Source organism: Pseudomonas guariconensis (genome assembly GCF_024127895.1).
Classification (GTDB): domain Bacteria; phylum Pseudomonadota; class Gammaproteobacteria; order Pseudomonadales; family Pseudomonadaceae; genus Aquipseudomonas; species Aquipseudomonas guariconensis_B.
This window is the reverse complement of sequence record NZ_JAMYBK010000018.1, coordinates 33,385-53,109: the sequence shown is the minus strand read 5'-3', so window position 1 is coordinate 53,109 and position 19,725 is coordinate 33,385. Positions and strand designations below refer to the sequence as shown.

At 65.4% G+C, this 19,725-nt stretch carries 17 protein-coding genes and 2 pseudogenes; 9 read left to right on the top strand and 10 right to left on the bottom strand.

The genetic code is table 11. From position 1 onward, the window contains the following. Nucleotide 1: 1 nt before the first annotated feature. Both NJF35_RS17770 and NJF35_RS17765 read right to left on the bottom strand, forming a co-directional pair. A complete protein-coding gene (locus NJF35_RS17770; RefSeq protein WP_225790313.1) occupies nucleotides 2-823 on the bottom strand; it encodes an aldo/keto reductase in 822 nt (273 codons plus the stop codon). Next, nucleotides 811-1,716 carry a LysR family transcriptional regulator gene (locus NJF35_RS17765; RefSeq protein WP_225790314.1) on the bottom strand — a complete coding sequence of 302 codons (906 nt, stop codon included), beginning with the start codon at nucleotides 1,714-1,716 and terminating at the stop codon, nucleotides 811-813. The genes NJF35_RS17770 and NJF35_RS17765 overlap by 13 nt, the downstream gene beginning before the upstream one ends. A gap of 123 nt (nucleotides 1,717-1,839) precedes the next feature. On the opposite strand from NJF35_RS17765, the gene NJF35_RS17760 reads away from it, so the two are divergent. The 5 genes and pseudogenes from NJF35_RS17760 to NJF35_RS17740 all read left to right on the top strand — a co-directional run. Further along, nucleotides 1,840-2,538, top strand: a complete 699-nt coding sequence (locus tag NJF35_RS17760) for a CoA transferase subunit A (RefSeq protein ID WP_225790315.1) — start codon at nucleotides 1,840-1,842, stop codon at nucleotides 2,536-2,538. Between the two features lie 34 nt (nucleotides 2,539-2,572). Continuing rightward, nucleotides 2,573-3,229 (top strand): CoA transferase subunit B, encoded by a 657-nt coding sequence (locus NJF35_RS17755; RefSeq protein WP_253081077.1) that lies wholly within the window; start codon nucleotides 2,573-2,575, stop codon nucleotides 3,227-3,229. A gap of 88 nt (nucleotides 3,230-3,317) precedes the next feature. After that, nucleotides 3,318-4,784 (top strand): short-chain fatty acid transporter, encoded by a 1,467-nt coding sequence (locus NJF35_RS17750; protein ID WP_253081078.1) that lies wholly within the window; start codon nucleotides 3,318-3,320, stop codon nucleotides 4,782-4,784. A gap of 234 nt (nucleotides 4,785-5,018) precedes the next feature. Further along, nucleotides 5,019-7,244, top strand: coding sequence for a TonB-dependent siderophore receptor (locus tag NJF35_RS17745; protein ID WP_225790318.1), 2,226 nt, complete (start codon nucleotides 5,019-5,021; stop codon nucleotides 7,242-7,244). Nucleotides 7,245-7,295: 51 nt separating this feature from the next. Then, a pseudogene (locus tag NJF35_RS17740) lies at nucleotides 7,296-7,661 on the top strand (AraC family ligand binding domain-containing protein); the annotation flags it as partial. Nucleotide 7,662: 1 nt separating this feature from the next. Here NJF35_RS17740 and NJF35_RS17735 read toward each other — a convergent pair. Further along, nucleotides 7,663-7,842: pseudogene (locus tag NJF35_RS17735) on the bottom strand (LysE family translocator); the annotation flags it as partial. 259 nt (nucleotides 7,843-8,101) lie between these two features. Between NJF35_RS17735 and NJF35_RS17730 the strand changes: the two are divergent. After that, nucleotides 8,102-9,673 (top strand): TerC family protein, encoded by a 1,572-nt coding sequence (locus tag NJF35_RS17730; RefSeq protein ID WP_225790319.1) that lies wholly within the window; start codon nucleotides 8,102-8,104, stop codon nucleotides 9,671-9,673. Here the strand turns inward: NJF35_RS17730 and rarD are convergent. Both rarD and NJF35_RS17720 read right to left on the bottom strand, forming a co-directional pair. After that, on the bottom strand, nucleotides 9,636-10,523 hold the full coding sequence (gene rarD, locus NJF35_RS17725) for an EamA family transporter RarD (RefSeq protein WP_225790320.1): 888 nt from the start codon (nucleotides 10,521-10,523) through the stop codon (nucleotides 9,636-9,638). The genes NJF35_RS17730 and rarD overlap by 38 nt on opposite strands. Before the next feature lie 33 nt (nucleotides 10,524-10,556). After that, on the bottom strand, nucleotides 10,557-12,140 hold the full coding sequence (locus tag NJF35_RS17720) for an EAL domain-containing protein (protein WP_253091330.1): 1,584 nt from the start codon (nucleotides 12,138-12,140) through the stop codon (nucleotides 10,557-10,559). A gap of 304 nt (nucleotides 12,141-12,444) precedes the next feature. On the opposite strand from NJF35_RS17720, the gene hppD reads away from it, so the two are divergent. Next, the gene (gene hppD, locus NJF35_RS17715; RefSeq protein WP_225790322.1) at nucleotides 12,445-13,521 is read left to right on the top strand and encodes a 4-hydroxyphenylpyruvate dioxygenase; all 1,077 of its coding nucleotides are present in this window, start codon (nucleotides 12,445-12,447) and stop codon (nucleotides 13,519-13,521) included. A gap of 18 nt (nucleotides 13,522-13,539) precedes the next feature. On the opposite strand, the gene NJF35_RS17710 is transcribed toward hppD, so the two are convergent. Together NJF35_RS17710 and NJF35_RS17705 are read right to left on the bottom strand one after the other, a co-directional pair. After that, nucleotides 13,540-14,346, bottom strand: a complete 807-nt coding sequence (locus NJF35_RS17710; RefSeq protein ID WP_253081079.1) for a CSS-motif domain-containing protein — start codon at nucleotides 14,344-14,346, stop codon at nucleotides 13,540-13,542. A 128-nt stretch (nucleotides 14,347-14,474) separates the two neighbouring features. Beyond that, nucleotides 14,475-15,164 carry a type 1 glutamine amidotransferase domain-containing protein gene (locus NJF35_RS17705; RefSeq protein WP_253091329.1) on the bottom strand — a complete coding sequence of 230 codons (690 nt, stop codon included), beginning with the start codon at nucleotides 15,162-15,164 and terminating at the stop codon, nucleotides 14,475-14,477. A 163-nt stretch (nucleotides 15,165-15,327) separates the two neighbouring features. Between NJF35_RS17705 and NJF35_RS17700 the strand changes: the two genes are divergently transcribed. Continuing rightward, nucleotides 15,328-15,771, top strand: a complete 444-nt coding sequence (locus NJF35_RS17700) for a nucleoside deaminase (RefSeq protein ID WP_225790325.1) — start codon at nucleotides 15,328-15,330, stop codon at nucleotides 15,769-15,771. Between the two features lie 9 nt (nucleotides 15,772-15,780). Here NJF35_RS17700 and NJF35_RS17695 read toward each other — a convergent pair whose 3' ends face one another. Beyond that, a complete protein-coding gene (locus tag NJF35_RS17695) occupies nucleotides 15,781-17,385 on the bottom strand; it encodes an ATP-binding protein (protein WP_225790326.1) in 1,605 nt (534 codons plus the stop codon). A gap of 90 nt (nucleotides 17,386-17,475) precedes the next feature. Further along, on the bottom strand, nucleotides 17,476-18,531 hold the full coding sequence (locus NJF35_RS17690) for a hypothetical protein (protein WP_225790327.1): 1,056 nt from the start codon (nucleotides 18,529-18,531) through the stop codon (nucleotides 17,476-17,478). Between the two features lie 136 nt (nucleotides 18,532-18,667). Here NJF35_RS17690 and NJF35_RS17685 point away from each other — a divergent pair, with 136 nt between their 5' ends. Then, nucleotides 18,668-19,069 (top strand): hypothetical protein, encoded by a 402-nt coding sequence (locus NJF35_RS17685; RefSeq protein ID WP_225790328.1) that lies wholly within the window; start codon nucleotides 18,668-18,670, stop codon nucleotides 19,067-19,069. 3 nt (nucleotides 19,070-19,072) lie between these two features. Here the strand turns inward: NJF35_RS17685 and NJF35_RS17680 are convergent, their stop codons facing one another. After that, nucleotides 19,073-19,690, bottom strand: coding sequence for a LysE family transporter (locus tag NJF35_RS17680; protein ID WP_225790329.1), 618 nt, complete (start codon nucleotides 19,688-19,690; stop codon nucleotides 19,073-19,075). Nucleotides 19,691-19,725: the final 35 nt, after the last annotated feature.

Sequence of the window (19,725 nt, the reverse complement as noted above, 5' to 3'; positions counted from 1 at the left end):
TTCAGACCATCGCCAACCGCTGCTTGCGCGTAGGCGCCGGAAACGCCCGGTCGATCGCCCGCAGGTCCTCGCTGGTCAACACCAGGCTTCCCGCCGCGGCATTGAGTTGCACATGCGCCGGCGCCACCGCCTTGGGTATGGCGATCACCCCGTCGTTGCGCGTCACCCAGGCCAGGCTGACCTGGGCCGGGGTCGCCCCGTGGCGCTCGCCGATCTCGGCCAGCACCGGGTGCTGCAACAAGCGCCCGGCCTGGGCCAAGGGGCAGTAGGCCATGGTCGGCAGTTGGCGCGCCTGGCTCCAGGGCAGCAGGTCGAACTCGATGCCGCGTTGGGCCGGGTTGTACAGCACCTGGTTGGTGGCGCAGTCGGGATTGTGCAGTTCGCGCAAGTCGTCGACATCGAAGTTGGAGACGCCCCAGCGGCGGATCTTGCCTTGCTCGCGCAGGCGCTCGAAGGCCTCGACGGTTTCCTCCAGCGGGTACTGGCCGCGCCAGTGCAGCAGGTACAGGTCGATGCAGTCGGTACCCAGGCGCGCCAGGCTGCGCTCGCAGGCGGCGGGCAGGCCACGGCGGCTGGCGTTGTGCGGATAGACCTTGCTGACCAGGAACACCTGGTCGCGGCGCCCGGCGATGGCCTGGCCGACCACCTGCTCGGCGCCACCCTCGGCGTACATCTCGGCCGTGTCGATCAGGCTCAGGCCCAGTTCGATACCCTGCTGCAGGGCGGCCACCTCGGCCGCCCGGTTGCCTGGGTCTTCGCCCATGTACCAGGTGCCCTGGCCAATGGCCGGAACCGTGGCGCCTGCCAGTTTCACGAAACGCATGTCACCTCCTGTGGTCGGGTGTGGGAAAGCAATACCTCGAGCAGCGCCTGGGCTGCGGTGGAGAGCTTATGGTCGCTCAGGGCGATGACCCCGATGCGTCGCTCCACGCTGGGCTCGACCAGTGGTACGCAGCGGGCACCGAGCTCCTGCATCTGGCCGATGCACAGCGCTGGCACGGCGCTGACGCCCAGGCCGTTGGCGACCATGCGACCGATGGTCGACAACTGGTGGCTCTCGAAGGCCACCGCCAGTTTGCCATGCTCGGCCGCCAGGTGCTGCTCCAGCAGCAGGCGTACCGCCGAGGGGCGTTGCAGGGCGATGAAGTCCTCGGCCAGCAGTTCGCGCCAGGTCACTTGCCGCTGCCCGGCCAGGGGCGAGTCGGCGGGCACCACGGCGACGAAACGGTCCAGGTACAGCGGGTGGAAGCGCAGGGCGTCGCTGCCTTCCGGTTCGAAGCCGATGCCCAGCTCGACGCGGCGATGGCGCACCAGCTCCAGCACCTGTTCGTTGATCACGTCGTGCACGGTGACGTTGACCCGCGGGTAGCGCTGGCGGAATACCTTGAGCGACTGGGGCAGCAGGTTGCCGGCGAAGGCCGGCATGGCCGCCACCGCGACCCGGCCCAGTTGCAGGGTGAAGCGCTGGCGCAGCATCTCCTCGGTGTCGTCCCAGTCGGCCAGCAGGCGCCGCGCCAGGGGCAGCAGCACCTCGCCCTCGGGTGTCAGGCTGACGCTGCGGGTGGTACGGGTGAGCAGGGCGCCGCCGAGGTTGTCTTCCAGGGCCTTGATGGTCAGGCTCAGGGCCGGTTGCGAGACGTGCAGGTGCTCGCCGGCCTGGGCGAAGCTCTTGTACTTGGCCACGGTGACGAAGGCGCGCAGTTGCTTGACGTTCATGGCAGGCTCGGTTTTGTTTTGGAAAAATTATCAATCGATGATTAAAACAAAATTAACAAATCAGTCGCCAGCGGTGAAGATGCCCACACATGCACTTCAACAACTACAACAGGGCGAATCAGCATGGCCGGACTGGACAAGCGCGTAGCAACCTATGAACAGGCCCTCGAAGGCCTGACCGACAACATGACGGTACTGGCCGGCGGCTTCGGCCTGTGCGGCATCCCCGAGAACCTCATCGCCGAGATCAAGCGCCGTGGCGTCAAGGGCCTGACCGTGGTCTCCAACAACTGCGGCGTGGATGGCTTTGGCCTGGGCGTGCTGCTGGAAGACCGGCAGATCCGCAAGATGGTCGCCTCCTACGTGGGCGAGAACGCCGAGTTCGAGCGCCAACTGCTCAGCGGCGAGCTGGAAGTCGAGCTGACCCCGCAAGGCACCCTGGCCGAGAAGATGCGCGCCGGTGGCGCCGGTATCCCGGCCTTCTACACCGCCACCGGCTACGGCACCCCGGTCGCCGAAGGCAAGGAAGTGCGCGAGTTCAAGGGCCGCAAGTACATCCTCGAAGAATCCATCACCGGCGACTTCGCCATCGTCAAGGGCTGGAAGGCCGACCACTACGGCAACGTGGTGTACCGCAACACCGCGCAGAACTTCAACCCGCTGGCCGCCACCGCCGGCAAGATCACCGTGGTCGAGGTCGAGGAGATCGTCGAGCCGGGCGTGCTGCTGCCCAGCGAGATCCACACCCCGGGCATCTATGTCGACCGGGTCATCGTCGGCACCTTCGAGAAGCGCATCGAAAAGCGCACCGTCAAGGCCTGAGCGCCGTCCACAGAACAACAAAGAGATCCTGACCATGGCACTGACCCGCGAACAGATGGCGCAACGCGTCGCCCGTGAACTGAAGGATGGTTACTACGTCAACCTCGGCATCGGCATCCCGACCCTGGTGGCCAACTACGTGCCCGCCGACATGGATGTGATGCTGCAGTCGGAGAACGGCCTGCTGGGCATGGGCGAGTTCCCCACCGAGGGCACCATCGATGCCGACATGATCAACGCCGGCAAGCAGACCGTCACCGCCCGCCGCGGTGCCTCGATCTTCGACTCGGCCCAGTCCTTCGCCATGATCCGTGGCGGCCACGTCGACCTCACCGTGCTCGGTGCCTTCGAGGTGGACGTGGAGGGCAACATCGCGTCCTGGATGATCCCCGGCAAGCTGGTCAAGGGCATGGGCGGCGCCATGGACCTGGTGGCCGGTGCCGAGAACATCATCGTCACCATGACCCACGCCTCCAAGGACGGCGAGTCCAAGCTGTTGCCGCGCTGCAGCCTGCCGCTGACCGGCGCCGGCTGCATTCGCAAGGTGCTCACCGACCTGGCCTACCTCGAGATCGAGGATGGCGCCTTCATCCTGCGCGAGACCGCACCGGGAGTGAGCATCGAGGAAATCATCGAAAAGACCGCCGGCAAGCTGATCGTGCCGGACGATGTGCAAGAAATGACGTTCTGACGGACGTTGTTGGCAAGCCCCCCATCGGAGGGTGAGCCCGTTCCCACAATGGACCACGCATCCATTGTGGGAACGGGTTCGCCCCCCGATGGGGTTTTCGTCGTTTCAGGAAAGACCAATAAGAAGGAAAACAACCGTGGCCGCTGAAATCCAAGACAGCCGCTCTGCTCGCTTTGCCCTGCGCTGCTCCAACTGGGCCGAACGCTGGTTCCCCGACTCCTGGGTGTTCGCCGCCCTGGCCGTGGTGCTGGTGTGCCTCGGCGCCCTGGCCATGGGCGCCCAGCCCACCGACACCGCCAAGGCGTTCGGCGATGGTTTCTGGAGCCTGATCCCGTTCACCATGCAGATGGCCTTCGTGGTCATCGGCGGTTACGTGGTGGCCAGTTCACCGCCCGCGGCGCGGCTGATCGACCGCCTGGCGCGCCTGCCACGCAACGGCCGCTCGGCGGTGTGCTGGGTGGCGCTGATCTCGATGCTGGCATCGCTGCTCAACTGGGGCTTGTCGCTGGTGTTCGGCGGCCTGCTGGTGCGCGCCCTGGCGCGCCGCCAGGACCTGAAGATGGACTACCGCGCCGCGGGTGCCGCCGCCTACCTGGGCCTGGGTGCGGTATGGGCGCTGGGCCTGTCGTCGTCCGCCGCGCAGCTGCAAGCCAACCCGGCCAGCCTGCCGCCCTCGATCCTGGCCATCACCGGGGTGATCCCGTTCACCGAGACCATTTTCCTCTGGCAGTCCGGCGTCATGCTGGCAGCGCTGGTGATCATCTCGCTGATCGTCGCCTATGCCACCGCGCCCGGCCCGAACAGCGCACGTACCGCCGAGGCCTGCGGCGTCGACCCAAGCTTCAGCGCGCCCCCACCGGCGCAACGCACCCGCCCTGGCGAGTGGCTGGAATACAGCCCGGTGCTGACCCTGCTGCTGGTAGTGCTGGCCGCCGGCTGGCTGTACCACGAGTTCGCCACCAAGCCTGCGATCACCGCGATCTCCGGGCTGAACACCTACAACTTCCTGTTCATCATGCTCGGTGCCTTGCTCCACTGGCGCCCGCGCAGCTTCCTCGACGCGGTGACCCGTGCCGTGCCGACCACCACCGGCGTGCTGATCCAGTTCCCGCTGTATGGCTCGATCGCGGCCATCCTCACCCAGGTCAAGGGCGTGGACGAACAGACCCTGGCCCACCACATTTCCACCTTCTTCGTGCAGATCGCCTCGCATGACACCTATGCCGTGCTCATGGGCGTGTACTCGGCGGTGCTCGGCTTCTTCATCCCCTCGGGCGGTGGCAAGTGGATCATCGAGGCGCCCTACGTGATGCTGGTGGCCAATGACCTGCAGTACCACCTGGGCTGGGCGGTGCAGATCTACAATGCCGCCGAAGCCCTGCCGAACCTGATCAACCCGTTCTACATGCTGCCGCTGCTGGGCGTGCTGGGGCTCAAGGCGCGGGACCTGATCGGTTTCTCGTTCGTGCAACTGCTGGTGCATGTGCCGCTGGTGCTGGTGCTGCTGTGGGCGCTGGGGACGACGTTGCAGTACACGGCGCCGGTGATGCCGTAGGGCGAGCGGGTTGTCGCGCGCAGCGCTCGCAGGGGCCGCTTCGTGAGGCGGCACCCATGCCGGTTCTGTCATCCTGGGGCTGCAAAGCAGCCCCAGGACTCCTCGACCGGAGCTGTCTTTCTTTTCGTTTCGATGACATTTCGATAACGAATCTCATACGAGATTCGTTTTCACATGACTGCCACCTCACGGCAGCCAAGGACTTTCATCGAACGAACAAGGAGAAAGGCCGCGATGTTCGCGCCCATCAGCCGTTCCATGACCCTGACCCTGGGTCTGTGCAGTACCGTCATCACCCCCCTTGCCCTGGCCGACGACACCTCGTCGAATCCCGACAATGGCGTATTGGAGCTCGGTTCCACCGAGATTCTCGCCCAAGGGCTGGGCAGCACCACGGAGCACACGGGGTCCTACACCACCGGCAGCATGAGCGCTGCCACGCGCTTGAACCTGTCGATCAAGGACACTCCGCAATCGGTCTCGGTGCTGACCCGCCAGCAACTCGACGACTTCCAGCTCGATACCCTGTCCGAAGCCATGGCCCACGTCACCGGCGTGACCGTGCAACGCAACGACTCGGAGCGGCCGACGTACTACTCGCGCGGCTACGCGATCAACAACTTCCAGGTCGACGGGATGCTCAACACCTTCTCGGGGCTCAAGTCGGACTCGGACACCATCATCTACGACCGCATCGAGGTGGTGCGCGGCGCCACCGGCCTGACCACTGGAGCGGGGGACCCGTCCGGGACCATCGCCATGGTACGCAAGCGCCCGACCCACGAGCTGGCGATCAAGACCGGTGTCAGTGCCGGCAGCTACGACAACTACTACAGCTACCTGGATGTCGGCGGCCCGCTGGGCTGGGACGGGCGCCTGCGCGGGCGCACGGTGCTGGCCTACCGTGACAGCAAGTCGTTCATGGATAAGTACGCCAGCCAGCGCGAAGTGGCCTACGGCATCCTCGAGGCGGACCTGACCGACAGCACCGTGCTGGCAGTGGGCTACGACTACCAGAACAAACATGTGCAGGGCTCGTCCTGGGGCACGGTGCCGTACTGGAACGCCGACGGTGGCAAGGCCGACCTGCCGCGTTCGACGAACTTCGCCGCGCCTTGGTCGTCCTGGCCACTCAAGGACAAGACGGTGTTCGTCACCCTGGACCAGCGCTTGGGTGACGACTGGCAGCTCAAGGCCGCCTACACCCATCGCCAGAGCGACAGCGACGGCAAGCTGTACTACGGCGGCAACGGTTTCCCCGAGGCCGATCGCAGTGGCATGACGGCCTGGACCGCGCATTTTGCCGGTGAGGAGAAGATGGATGCCATCGATTTCAACCTGGCCGGGCCTTACCAGCTGTTCGGGCGCAGCCATGACTTCATGATCGGCTACGGCGAGTCGGAGCGGCGCAACACCTCTCCCTACCTGGTCGGCCAGCCGCTACCGGATGGCTATACGCAGATTCCGGACTGGAAGTACATGGGCTCGATTCCCAAGTTCTACGACACCGATACCGGGCTCGACGAGTCGCGCGACTACACCCGGCAGAAGGCCGGCTACATCGCCACCCGGCTCAACCCCACCGAGCGCCTGCACTTCGTGCTGGGCAGCCGCTATGGCAGTTGGCGGACGAAAAGCCGCTCGTGGGAATACGACGCGGCGCTCAACGCCACGGAAAACCCAGCCAGCGAGCAGACCCAGAACGACCAGTGGACGCCCTATGCCGGGGTACTCTACGACCTCACCGAGGCGTACACGGTCTATGCCAGCTATACCGACATCTTCAATCCGCAGACGGTACGCGACGTCAACAGGAAGTACCTGGAGCCCATCGTCGGCAAGGTCTACGAGGTCGGCCTGAAGGGCAGCCTGCTCGAGGAACGACTCAACCTGAGCACGGCGGTGTACCGCTCCAAGCAGGACAATGTCCCCGAACAGGACGATTCGGTCCCGCCGGGAGACAATGGCGAGGTGTTCTACAAGTCAGGGGGCAAGGGCGTGGTCGTGGAGGGCTTCGAAGCCGAGATCGCCGGTGAAGTCATGCCCGACTGGCAGATGAGCCTGGGCTACAGCTACACCCATGCCGCGGCGGGCGATCATTCGCGCAAGAGTACCGAACAGCCCTTGAACCTGGTGCGCTTCGCCACGACCTACCAACTCACCCCGGCGCTGACGGTCGGCGGCTCCCTGGACTGGCAGAGCGGCAACTACAAGGCGGGGAAACGCCCGGTGGGGCGTGGCGAGGATGGCAGGATCATCACGGTTGCCGATACCATCAGCCAGAAGGCCTTCTCGGTGGTCGGCCTGATGGCCCGCTACCGCTTCGACGAGCACCTGTCGGCCTCGCTGAACGTGAAGAACCTGTTCGATGAGCATTACTACAACAACCTGGGGTTCTACAACGGCGTCTATCATGGTGAACCGCGTACCTTGATGGTCAGCCTGGACTGGCAACTGTAGCCGCGGCCCGAAGCGTTTCCCGGGGGCGGCGGTGGAGGAGGGGGAGAGGCGATGATCGAGGTATCGCGGTTCTGGCGGGACCCGGCATTGCCCTTCGTCGAGGCGCGCCGCGTGGGGGATGGGCGCAAGGTCTGCTATGCGGCCCATTCCCACGAGAGCTTCTCCATCGGCGTGATCACCGGTGGGCGTAGCACCTACCTGACGGGAGGTACCCGGCGAGAGGTCGCTGCCGGTACCACCGTGCTGATGAACCCAGGTGTGGTGCACACCTGCAACCCGATCGACGGGATGCCCTGGTCCTACCTGATGCTGTTCGTCGACCTGCCCTTGTTGCAGGCGCAGGGCTTCGTGCTGCCCGAGGTGACCTGGAGCACGTCGGCGGCGCTCTATGGTCGGTTGCTGCAGGTGTTCGCCGATCGTGCAGGCCCAGGCCGACCAGCACCAGCAGCAGGCAGAAGCCCAGGGTGGCGCCGAGGGCATGTTGCAGGCTGGCCCGCAGGCCATGGCGGGCGCCGCTGCCGAGGGCCACGAGGTTGACCGGACTAGGGGAAATGGACGTCGCCAGGGCGAAGGCTGCCATGGACAGGGACAGGCTCATGGGGCATACCTTGTTGTCGGTGAGGCCGCCATCTTGGCGGGCAGGCCGTGCCGAGGTATTGAAGAAAAGTCCCCCAGCAGCTCTGTGACAGCTTTTGTAATAGTTTCACGTTGCCAGAAAAAGCCGCTGTGATTGTAGGATCGTCTTTCGCAATCACTTACAAGGTATGTATGAGCACCTTCTCGGAGCCTCCCAGTTCCTGGCCGTCCCGGCCATCCTTCCCCCGTCCCCGTGACGCTTCCCATGTGAGTATCCGCTGATGGAATGGCTAGCCGACCCCACGGCCTGGCTGGGCCTGCTCACGCTCATCGTCCTCGAGTTGGTCCTGGGCATCGATAACCTGGTGTTCATCGCCATCCTCGCCGACAAGCTGCCACCGCACCAACGCGACCGCGCGCGGGTGATCGGCCTGACCCTGGCGCTGGTGATGCGCCTGGGCCTGCTGGCGAGCATCTCGTGGATGGTCACCCTGACCGAACCGTTGTTCGAGGTCTTCGGCAAGAGCTTCTCCGGCCGTGACCTGATCATGCTGTTCGGTGGTGTGTTCCTGCTGTTCAAGGCCACCATGGAACTGCACGAGCGCCTGGAGGGCCATGTCACCCAGGCCAGCGGCGCGGTGCGCCATGCTGCGTTCTGGCCGATCGTCGCGCAGATCGTGGTGCTCGACGCGGTGTTCTCGCTGGACGCGGTGATCACTGCGGTGGGCATGGTCGAACACCTGTCGGTGATGATGATCGCGGTGGTCTTCTCCATCGGCATCATGATCGTCGCCAGCAAGCCGCTGACCCGCTTCGTCAATGCCCACCCGACGGTGATCATGCTGTGCCTGGGCTTCTTGATGATGATCGGCTTCAGCCTCACCGCCGAGGGCCTGGGCTTCCATATCCCCAAAGGCTACCTGTACGCGGCGATCGGCTTCTCGTTGCTGATCGAGCTGTTCAACCAGTTGGCCCGTGCCCGCCGCAAGCGCAGCGTGCAGCAGCACCGGCCGCTGCGTGAGCGCACCGCGCATGCGGTGTTGCGCCTGCTCGGCGGGCGCCGGGTGGAAGCTGACGAGGTGGGCGAGGAAATCGCCGACCTGGTCGAGGGGGGTGAGGAGCAGGTGCTGTTCGATCGCCGCGAACGGGTGATGATCAGCGGTGTGCTGAACCTGGCCGAGCGACCGATCCGCACGGTGATGACGGTGCGCGCCGAAGTCGATGCCATCGACCTGGGGCTGCCGCCCGAGGCCGTCGCCCAGGCGCTGGCCAACTCGCCGTATTCGCGCCTGCCGCTGATCCGCGACGGACGCATCGACGAGCCACTGGGCTTCGTGCACAAGAAGGAGTTGCTCAAGGAGCTGCTGTCCGGCAGCCAGCCGGACCTCGAGCGCATGGCGCACCAACCGCTGAACCTGCTGGAGAGCTTCAGCATCCTCAACGCCCTGGAGCAGATGCGTGGCCAGTCGACGCACATCGCCTTCGTGGTCAATGAATTCGGTGACTTCACCGGCCTGCTGACCATGACCGATATCCTCGAGTCGATCGCCGGCGAGTTGCCGGACGCCAGCGAGGTGGCAGGGCCAGGGATCGTCGAGGAGGCCGACGGCTTCATCGTCAGTGGTGCCCTGAACCTCAGCCAGGTCCAGGCGCGCACCGGTTTCTGCGCCCGCGCCACCGACGACTACCAGACCCTGGCGGGGCTGGTGATGAGCCTGCTGGACCGTCTGCCGGTGGTCGGTGACCGCCTGGCCTGGAATGGCTGGACCATGACCGTGGTGGCGGTGGAGGAGCGTCGGGTGCGTCAGGTACGCCTTACACCGGGCGCCGACGTTGCCGCAGCAGGTGCTTGATGCCTTCGAGCACCAGCACCAGCACGGCGGCCCAGATCGGCAGGTAGGTCAGCCACTGGTCCGGGCCGATGGTTTCGCCCAGCAGCAGGGCGACGAACACCAGCAGCACCGGTTCGACGTAGCTGAGCAGGCCGAACAGGCTGAACGGCAACAGGCGGCTGGCCAGCACATAGGCGATCAATGCCGAGGCGCTGATCGCCCCGAGCAGCGGAATCAGGCCGTACAGCGCCGGATGTCCGGCCAGGTCGGCCGCCGATAGCGGGCTCTGGGTCACGAAGTACAGGGCCCAGGGCAGCAGCAGGCACATGTCGCACCACAGGCCGCCCAGGTGGTCGGTGCGGCAGCGGCGGCGCAGGACGAAGTAGATCGGGTAGCCGGTCATCACCACCAGGGTTTCCCAGGCGAAGCTGCCGTGTTGGTACAGCTCGTGGCCGACGCCGAGGGTGGCGCAGGCTACCGCGACCTTCTGCAGGCGCGACAGCCGCTCGCCATACACCAGCCGGCCGGTCAGGACCATGGCCAGCGGCAGGAGGAAATAGCCCATCGAGACCTCCAGGCTACGCCCGTGCAAGGGTGCCCAGAGAAACAGCCACAACTGCACGCCCATCAGCCAGGAGGTGCCGATCATCCCCAGCAACAGCACGGGCGTCTGTCGCACCCGGGCCAGCAAGCCGCCGACCCGCTTCCAGTCGCCGGTGACCAGCATGAACAGGGTGAGGCAGGGTAGCGTCAGCAGGGTGCGCCAGCCGAAGATTTCCTCGCCGTCCAGCGGCGCGAGCAGGGAGGTATAGAAGTACATCACGGCGAACAGACAGGACGCCATGACCGACGAAAGAATGCCTTTTGACACGAATGCCTCGGTTAAGGGAGTTGAGCGGGTGGATCAGCCGGGCATGATCTCAGGGGGCGCGCCCTGCGGCAACCGCGCGCTGGCATGCTGGGTCAGGGCCTGGAGGAAATCCTCCAGCGGCATCGGCCTGCCGAACAGGTAGCCTTGCTGGAAGTCCACCTGGTGGCGCGCCAGGTAGTCGCGCTGGACCTCGGTTTCCACCCCTTCGGCGACGATGCCGAGCCCGAGCTTGCCGGACAACTCGACGATGGTGTCGAGGATGTGCTGGGACAGGGCGTCACCCCCGATCATGGCGACGAAGCTCTGGTCGATCTTCAGGTAGTCGACCTTGAACTGGCGCAGGTAGTTGAGGCTCGACTGGCCGGTGCCGAAGTCGTCCAGGGCGATCATCACGCCCATTTCATGCAGTTTGCCGAACAGTTCCAGGGTCACCGGCGTGGCCTCGATCAGCTTGCGCTCGGTCAGCTCCAGGGTCAGTACCACGCGCCCCGGTGGGAAGTGCTGGAGGAAGGTACGGCAGTCGTCCAGCAAGCCCAGGTCGCGGCAATGGTCGGCGGTGATGTTGATGCCGATGTGAAAGCCGTCCTCCAGCAGCGCGGCATAGGGCGCCAGGCCCTGGGCGGTGTGCAGCATCAGGGCGCGGGTCATGGCGACGATCTGCCCGCTGTGCTCGGCGTAGGGAATGAACAGGTCCGGGCGCACCAGGCCTTCGCGCGGATGGTTCCAGCGCATCAGTACTTCGGCACCGGCCCAGCGGTAGTCGTCCTTGCGCACCACGGGCTGGAAGTATGGCAGGAACTCATCCGCCTCCAGGGCCCGGCTCAGTTCGGCGCGTGGGGAGGAGGCGCGGCGGATCTGCCAGCGGCAGACACCGCCGGCCAGGGCGCCGAGCAACAGCAGCAGGCTGAGCAGGGCCGGGTAGTGCTCGCGCATGAAGGCGTGCTTGATGCCAGGCCCGTAGCCGCCGTGCACACTGAAGGGGTAGCGGGTCGAGGCCTGCACCACGGCGGCGCTGGCCGCCACCGGTGGGACGCCGCTGCGGACCACGCCGTCCTTGCCCATCCAGTGCTCGCCGACCTGCAGTTGCAGGACCTCGTCGGGGCCGATCAGGCGCAGGGCGGTGAGCAGGTGGTCGCCATCGACCGTGGCGATGGCGCCGCGGTCGCCGTCGCTGGCGCGGTACACCAGCAAAGGATGGCCAGGGGTGACCGAGTTACCGTCCATCAGCCACAGGCGGCCGTCGGTGTAGTCGCGGGCATTGACCGGCTCATCGAAGTCGCCGAACAACGAGGTGCAATACAGGGTGTTGCGCCGGAACAGGTTGGTCGAGCGCACGAAGGCGTTGCGCGTGACGTGCCCGCGCAGCTCCAGTTGGGCCTGGGCGCACGGGCTGCCGGCCAGCGGCAGCAGTTCCTGGGTAGTTGTGCTGAGGCTGTCGAGGATGTGCTCGACGTGCTCGACCACCTGTCGGGCCGTCGCCTCGCTGCTGTAGTGCAGCTCCCGTTCGGTCTGCCAGTGCATGACCGCAAGGCCGCACAGCAGCGGCACCAGGCCCACGCCCCAAGGGAACAGGGTACGCCAACTCCAGCGGGCGGGACGTTTAGCCGTGAGGGGCATGCTGACCTAATCTATTGAAAGAAAAACCTGCTAATGATAGCCGTTTGCCCATTACCAGGGCCAACTAAAGCGCGACAAATGAACTTACGCACTGTAGAATCGCGTTACGAATACAAGAATAAGGTTCCCCGCCTTCCGGGGGATCAAGCCCTCCGAGAATGGGTCCATATGACATATCATGGGTTCAAGCTGATCATTGGTGACTTCCTGGCCCGCAGCGTGCGGGGCATCCCCTGTTCACCACCTTCCCTGTGCGACATCCACGGCAACTAACCGTTTTTTCGCAGCAGATGAGGACACGAACATGGCTGATATCTTCGACAACCCAATGGGCCTGATGGGCTTCGAATTCATCGAACTCGCCTCGCCGACCCCTGGCGTGCTGGAACCGGTATTCCAGATGCTGGGCTTCACCAAGGTGGCGACCCACCGTTCCAAGGATGTGCACCTGTATCGCCAGGGCGGCATCAACCTGATCCTGAACAACGAGCCCAAGAGCGTCGCCTCGTACTTCGCCGCCGAGCACGGCCCTTCGGTTTGCGGCATGGCGTTCCGTGTGCGTAATGCCCACGAAGCCTATGCCCGTGCCCTGGAACTGGGCGCCCAGCCGGTGGAGATCGAGACCGGGCCGATGGAACTGCGCCTGCCAGCGATCAAGGGTATCGGCGGTGCGCCGCTGTACCTGATCGACCGTTTCGAGGAAGGTAGCTCGATCTACGACATCGACTTCAAGTTCATCGAAGGCGTGGACCGCAACCCGGTCGGCGCGGGCCTGAAGATCATCGATCACCTGACCCACAACGTCTATCGCGGGCGCATGTCCTACTGGGCCGGTTTCTACGAGAAGCTGTTCAACTTCCGCGAGATCCGTTACTTCGACATCAAGGGCGAGTACACCGGCCTGACCTCGCGCGCCATGACTGCGCCCGACGGCATGATCCGCATCCCGCTGAACGAGGAATCGTCCAAGGGTTCGGGCCAGATCGAAGAGTTCCTGATGCAGTTCAACGGCGAAGGTATCCAGCACGTGGCCTTCCTCACCGACGACCTGCTCAAGACCTGGGACGCGCTCAAGGCATACGGCATGCGTTTCATGACCGCGCCGCCGCAGACCTACTACGAGATGCTCGAGGAGCGTCTGCCAGGGCATGGCGAGCCAGTCGGCGAGTTGCAGGCACGAGGCATCCTGCTCGACGGTGCCTCGGAGGCCAACGACAAGCGCCTGCTGCTGCAGATCTTTTCCGAGACGCTGCTTGGCCCGGTGTTCTTCGAGTTCATCCAGCGCAAGGGTGACGACGGCTTCGGCGAAGGCAACTTCAAGGCCCTGTTCGAATCCATCGAGCGCGACCAGGTTCGCCGTGGCGTGCTGAACGTCGAGTAAGCGCACGGGCGTACCCCCTCATGCTTCGGTCGAGGGGGTGCGCCGGGCGTTGTTGCGTGCCCTGAAAATCCCCCAGTAGGTGATGCCCGCCGTCAGCAGGCCCACCAGTGCCAGCGAAGGCAGGACCTGCAGCGTCGACTGGCGGATCTCCTGCGCGGTGAAGCCCTTGGGGTAGCCCCCTTTCGCCGTATAGCCGTGCTTGACCGAAACCGCGCGCTCGAAGAACTCCGATTGGGAGGGCGGGCTTTCGTCGCGGCTGTCCCCCATGCTCCAGATGTACTTGTCGCCAAACTCCAGCGTGAGCAGCAGCCCGTCCTGGAAGCCATGCAGTTCGTTACGCAACTCGATGCCATAGGCGGTCGCGATGACGCCGGGGTTGGCGTGGGCGAGCCGCAGCTCGACGACCACGCCATTGGGTGTGGTGGGGGAGTCGAAATTGAGCCGGACATGTTCGGTCGGGCTGGCGAAGGCCGGGGTCTTCACCTGGGCTTGCGGTACGCTGCCACAGTAGGCCTGGCCGTCCCGGGTGAGTATCAGGGCGCGGATGCGTGGATCACTGGCGGCGAGTTGCTTGAGCGGCCCCTGGGCCTCGGCGCATGGCCTGCCGGCCAGCGGCAGGGCGTTGATGGCGGCGACTTGCAGGTTGTCCAGGACCCGGTCGACGGCGAAGATGGCTTCCTGGACCGAGACACGGGCATTCTGCTCCAGCTTGCTTTCCAGCTGGTACACCATCACCAGCAGTCCCGACACCATGGGCACCAGGCCGATCGCCAGGATCAGCAGCAATTCCAGCAGGCTGCGCCCTGCATAGGTGAACCTCGACATTGGCTTGCGACCCTCCTGTCAGGTTGTCCGTGAGTGGACAGACGGCAGGAGGTTACGTCGGGCAAGAGGGGCGGGCTGTAGCCGCTATCCGTTTGTCGCGCGGGCTATCGGGCCGACTGCTGTCGGACTCATGCCGGCTTTCTCAGGCACTCCAGCACCCGTTCCGCCACCCGTTGGCTGGAGGCCGGGTTCTGGCCGGTGATCAGCCTGTCGTCGCAGACCACGAACGCCGCCCAGGGATCGTCGTGCTTGCTGTACTTGCCGCCGCGGGCCACCAGTTCGTTCTCGGTGAGGTAGGGCACTACCTTGTCCAGCTCCGCCAGTTTCTCCTCGGTGTTGGAAAAACCGGTCACCTGGCGGTCCTTGACCAGCAGGCTGTTGTCGCTGAGCTTGACGTTGAGCAGCCCGACCACGCCATGGCATACCGCACTGACCACGCCACCGTTTTCGTAGATGCGCCGCGTCAGGTCCTGCAGGGCAGGGTTGTCCGGAAAGTCCCAGATGACCCCGTGGCCGCCGGTGTAGTAGATCGCGCAATAGTCGTTGGCCTTGGCCTGGTTGGGGCTGAGGGTGTTGCCAAGGCGATTCATGAAGGCTTTGTCGTCGTACCATTGCCAGTCCAGCTCCGGGGCCATCTGCAGGCTGTGCGGATCGATCGGTACGTAGCCGCCCAACGGGCTGACGTAATCGACCGCATAGCCGGCTTTCTGCACCTCGTCGACGAAATGCACCGCCTCGCCCAGCCACAGCCCGGTGGCCCGGTGGAGCGTCGGGTATTTCGCCGTATTGGTCAGCACCACCAGGATCTTCTTGCTCATGGCCACACTCCCAACGGCTGGAAAAGGCCCCCGGTTGCTCGGAGAACGGGGGAAAGCCTAATGAGCATAGCCGGCAATGCCAGGAAAACCATGCCCTGATAGCGCTGTGCTAGCCTTGCCCGGAATCGTTTCCATATCGCTGAAAAACCAGGGGACAGGGGCTATGACGTCGGACACTTTCATGCAGGCCGCCATCGATGAAGCGCGCCAGGGACTGGCCGAAGGTGGCATCCCGATCGGCTCGGTGCTGGTGCACCAGGGGCGGATCATCGGGCGCGGGCATAACCGCCGGGTCCAATGCGCCAGCGCCATTCTCCATGGCGAAATGGATGCCCTGGAACGGGCAGGGCGTCAGCCGGCCGAGGTCTACCGGGAGGCAACGCTTTACACCACCCTGTCGCCGTGCGCCATGTGCAGCGGCGCGATACTGCTCTACGGCATCCGCCATGTGGTGGTGGGCGAGAACCGCACGTTCATGGGCGAGGAGCAACTGCTGCAAAGCCGCGGCGTGCGCCTGGAGGTGCTGCAGGATGCCGCCTGCGAGGGGATGATGCGGGACTTCATCGCCAGCCATCCGCAACTGTGGGACGAAGACATCGGGCGTTGAGACGCCCTATCATCCTTTCCCCAGCATCTGGGCGACACGAGCCTGCAGGTGCTTGAGCTCGAAGGGTTTGCAGATCAGTTGCATGCCCGGGTCGAGAAAGCCGTTGCGGGCCATGGCCGTCTCGGCGTAGCCGGTGATGAACAGTACCTGCAGGCCGGGCCGCAGCTTGCGGGCGATCTCCGCCAGTTGCCGGCCATTCATCCCAGGTAGCCCGACATCGCTGATCATCAGGGCGATCGGTTGTGGCGAGCGCAGTACTTGCAGCGCCTCGTTGGCATTGCAGGCGGTGTGGCAGGGAAAACCGTCTTCGCGCAGCGCCTGGCAGAGCAACAGGCGCACCGCCTCGTCGTCCTCGACCACCAGCACGTCGCGGTTACCGCCTGTGCTCGGCCCGGCGGTGCTGCAGGCCTGCGGCTGGGCCTGGTCAAGGTAGCGCGGCAGGTACAGGTCGACCCGCGTGCCCTGGCCGATCCGGCTGCGCAGGGACACATGGCCATGGGACTGCTTGCTGAAGCCATAGACCATCGACAGGCCAAGGCCGACGCCCTGGCCGACCGGCTTGGTACTGAAGAAGGGTTCGAAGGCCCGTTCCAGGGTGCTCTCGGACATGCCCTGGCCATCGTCGATGATGCTCAGGCACAGATAGTCGCCACTGGGCAGCCCACCTCCGCGAAAGCGTGTGGCATCGATCCGTTGGTTGCTCGCCTCGATACTCAGGTGGCCACCGCTTGGCATGGCTTCGCAGGCGTTGAGCAGCAGGTTGTCGAGGGCTTCGTGCAACTGTTTGTCGTCCGCTTCGACCAACCACAGGTCGGCTGGCAAGGTCAGGCGCACATCCACCGAGACGCCCAGGCGGGCTTGCAGGTCCTGCGGCTGCAGTAGATCGTGCAGGTCGACGATGCAGCTTTCCAGGGATTGGCGCGAGGAAAACGCCAGGAGCCGATGGGTCAGCCGGGCAGCCCGGGAAACCGCCTCCTGGCCCATGCGCAACACGCCTTCGAGTTGCTCGGTACGCCCTTGTTGCAGGCGCTTGCCGATCAGCTCGAAGCTGCCGCCGATACTGGTCAGCAGGTTGTTGAAGTCATGCGCGACGCCACCGGCCAATTGGCCGATGGCCTCCATCTTTCGGGTCTGGTGCAGCATCTGTGCATCGGCCTGGTGACGTTGCATCTCGTTTTCCAGGCGTTGCTGCAGGTCGAGCAACTGGTCGCGGGCCAGGTATTGGCGACGCCGGGTGCGCAGGGCTGCTTGGCTCAGGTTCGACAATTGCGCGGCGTCCAAGGGCAGGGGCAGCAGCCACACGTTGCCCAGCCGTGGATGGGGTGGGCCGGTGCTGGGCGAGTGCGTGTCGGCCAGTAGGACGATGGGCAGGTCCGACCATGGCGGCTGCTGGTCGATGAAACGCTGCAAGGGCGATTGCGGCCCGCATGGCAGGGCTTGCTCGGCGGCGACCAGCAGGCCGGCGCCTTCTGCCAGCCAATGGCCCAGGCGCTGCGGGTCGGTGGTGCACAGACACTCCACGCCCACGCTTGCCAGGACACGGGAAACATCTGCAGCGATCTGCGTGGGTGCCAGGATCAGGGCACGTTCGTCCACGGCTAACGAACCGGCCAAGGTAGCTCTCCTGTGACGATGGGCTGGCGGACCGATACCCACTGGACCACGGGACGACGACCAGGGTTCAACCCAAGGTGTACGATTCCTTTACAGCCCTTGCTGCAGCAGCGGGTCGTCGGGGTTCTGCCGCTCCAGCTCGGCCAGCAGTACCTGGACGTTCTGCAACTGGCCGGTTTCCTTCCAGTACTGGATCAGCAGCACCCGTGCACGACGGTTCGCCGGCTGCCGGTCGAGCAGGGTCTGCAGCTGTTTCTGCGCGGCCTCGACCTGGTCCAGTGCATGCAGGGTCACCGCCAGCACGTAGCGATAATCGGCGTTGTCCGGTGCCAGCTCGACGGCACGGGAAAGGGCCAGCAAGGCATATTCCTGTTGCTCGTGGCGTGTCAGCCACAGGCCCAGCTCGTGCTGCAGGAAGGCGGAGTCCGGCTGCAGGGCCAGGGCCTTGGCCAGTACCTGGCGGGAGGCATCGTGCTCGCCCTGGCGCTCCAGCAGGCGCACCTGGATGGCCAGGGCGTCGAGGTCATCCGGTGCGATCTCCAGGCTGCGGCGCAGGGCAGCGGCAGCGTGCTCGTAGTCGTGCTCGTGCAGGTAGAGGCGGGCCAGGTGAACCTGGGCGGCGGCATCGTCAGCTTGCGCCGTCAATGCCTGTTGGTACTGTTCCAGGGCATGCTGGAGCGGGCCGAAGTACAGGCCGATGGCGTCTGGGTCCAGGCCCAGCAGGGCGTCCACCGCGGCGAAGCGCACGCTCTGCTCGCTGTCCTCCAGCAACGGCCCCAGCACCAGGCTGCGCTGTGCCGGGGGCAGCAGTCGGCGGATGCTGGCGATGGCGGCGCGGCGTACCAGTGGGTCGCCGTGCTCCAGGTCCAGCCGGGCCAGCTTCAACGCTTGGGGCGAGGGGTAGTTGGGAAGTTCGACATACAGCGCCGCGCGGCGGATTGGCGCCAGGTCGTTGCGCTGCAGTTGCTGGTACAGGACCCGCGCCGCGCCGGGCTGGCCTTCATGGGCCTGGCGCAGGGCCTTGGCGTAGCTGTGGGGGGGAAGGCTGGGCTGGCTCGGTGGGGCCTCGCGCCACAGGTAGCCGACCAGCACCGATGCCAGGATCAGCAGCACCAGGGCGATCAGGTAGCGGCGGCGTAGGGGCATTGGCGGGTCCGGGTCGAAGGGAAGGGCAGAGCTTGGGACAGGCGGGCGGTAAATGCAACGGGGTGTCCTGGTGGACCGGCGTAGATGCAGGGTTACGCTGGATGAACGTGTGCGTGGAAAGCACTATGCTTGCCCCATGAGTACCCCCCATGCCCTTCGCCAACCCTGCCCACCAGGCGCCTGCAACTGCGGGCGCGAACGTCTGCACGAGGGGCCGCCCCAGGCCCAGCGCATCCTGCTGCTGACCCGCCAGGAAGAAAAGCGCCTGCTCGAGCGCCTGGAAAACCTCAGGGACCTGGCCGACCTCGAGCGCCTGCAGCTTCGCATGTACGAGCAGTTGGGCATCCGTGTACGCATTGCCCCCAGTTACAACGAAGTGCGCACCATGCGCGGCATCGTCATCGAGCTGGACGACCAGCCAGGCCTGTGCCGCAAGACCCGCCAGGCGATCCCGGCCGCCATCCGCCGGGGCCTGGAGCGCAATCCCCAGGTCGCCTTCCGCCTGCTGGACGCCCACGACCTGCTGCGCGACGCCTGAGCCTCAGCGCATGGCCACCAGCTTGATGCCGAACCCCACCAGGCAGGCCCCGGCCAGGCGCTCCAGCAGGTTGGCCACACGCGGGTTGGCGCGCATGCGCTCGGCCAAGTGATGGGTCAGCAGGACTGCTGCCAGGCCATAGAGGAAGGTCAGAGCGGCCACGGTCACCGCCATGAAGGCGAACGTCAGCGCGCCCTGGTGGCGCACCGGGTCGATGAACAGTGGGAAGAACGCCATGTAGAACATGATCGCCTTGGGGTTGAGCAGGGTGATCATCATGGTCTGGCGCAGGTAGCGACCACTGGCCATCCGGCTTTCCCGCGGCGCGCCCCCGGGCTTGCTCAGCACCATGCGCAGCCCGAGCCAGGCCAGGTAGGCTGCGCCGGCCCACTGCACCACATGGAACGCCGTAGGGTAGGCGGCCAGCAGCGTCGCCACCCCGGCCACGGCCAGCCACATCAGCACTTGGTCGCCGAGAATCACCCCGCACGTGGCGGCCAGGCCACCCTTGATACCGCCCTTGCCGGTGGCGGTGATCAGGGCGAAGTTGCCCGGCCCGGGGATGGCCAGGAGGATGATGAAGGCAATCACGAAAGCGCCGTAGTCGGTCACGCCGAGCATGGGGGATCTCCGGGTGGGCATCGTCGGGGGATGAA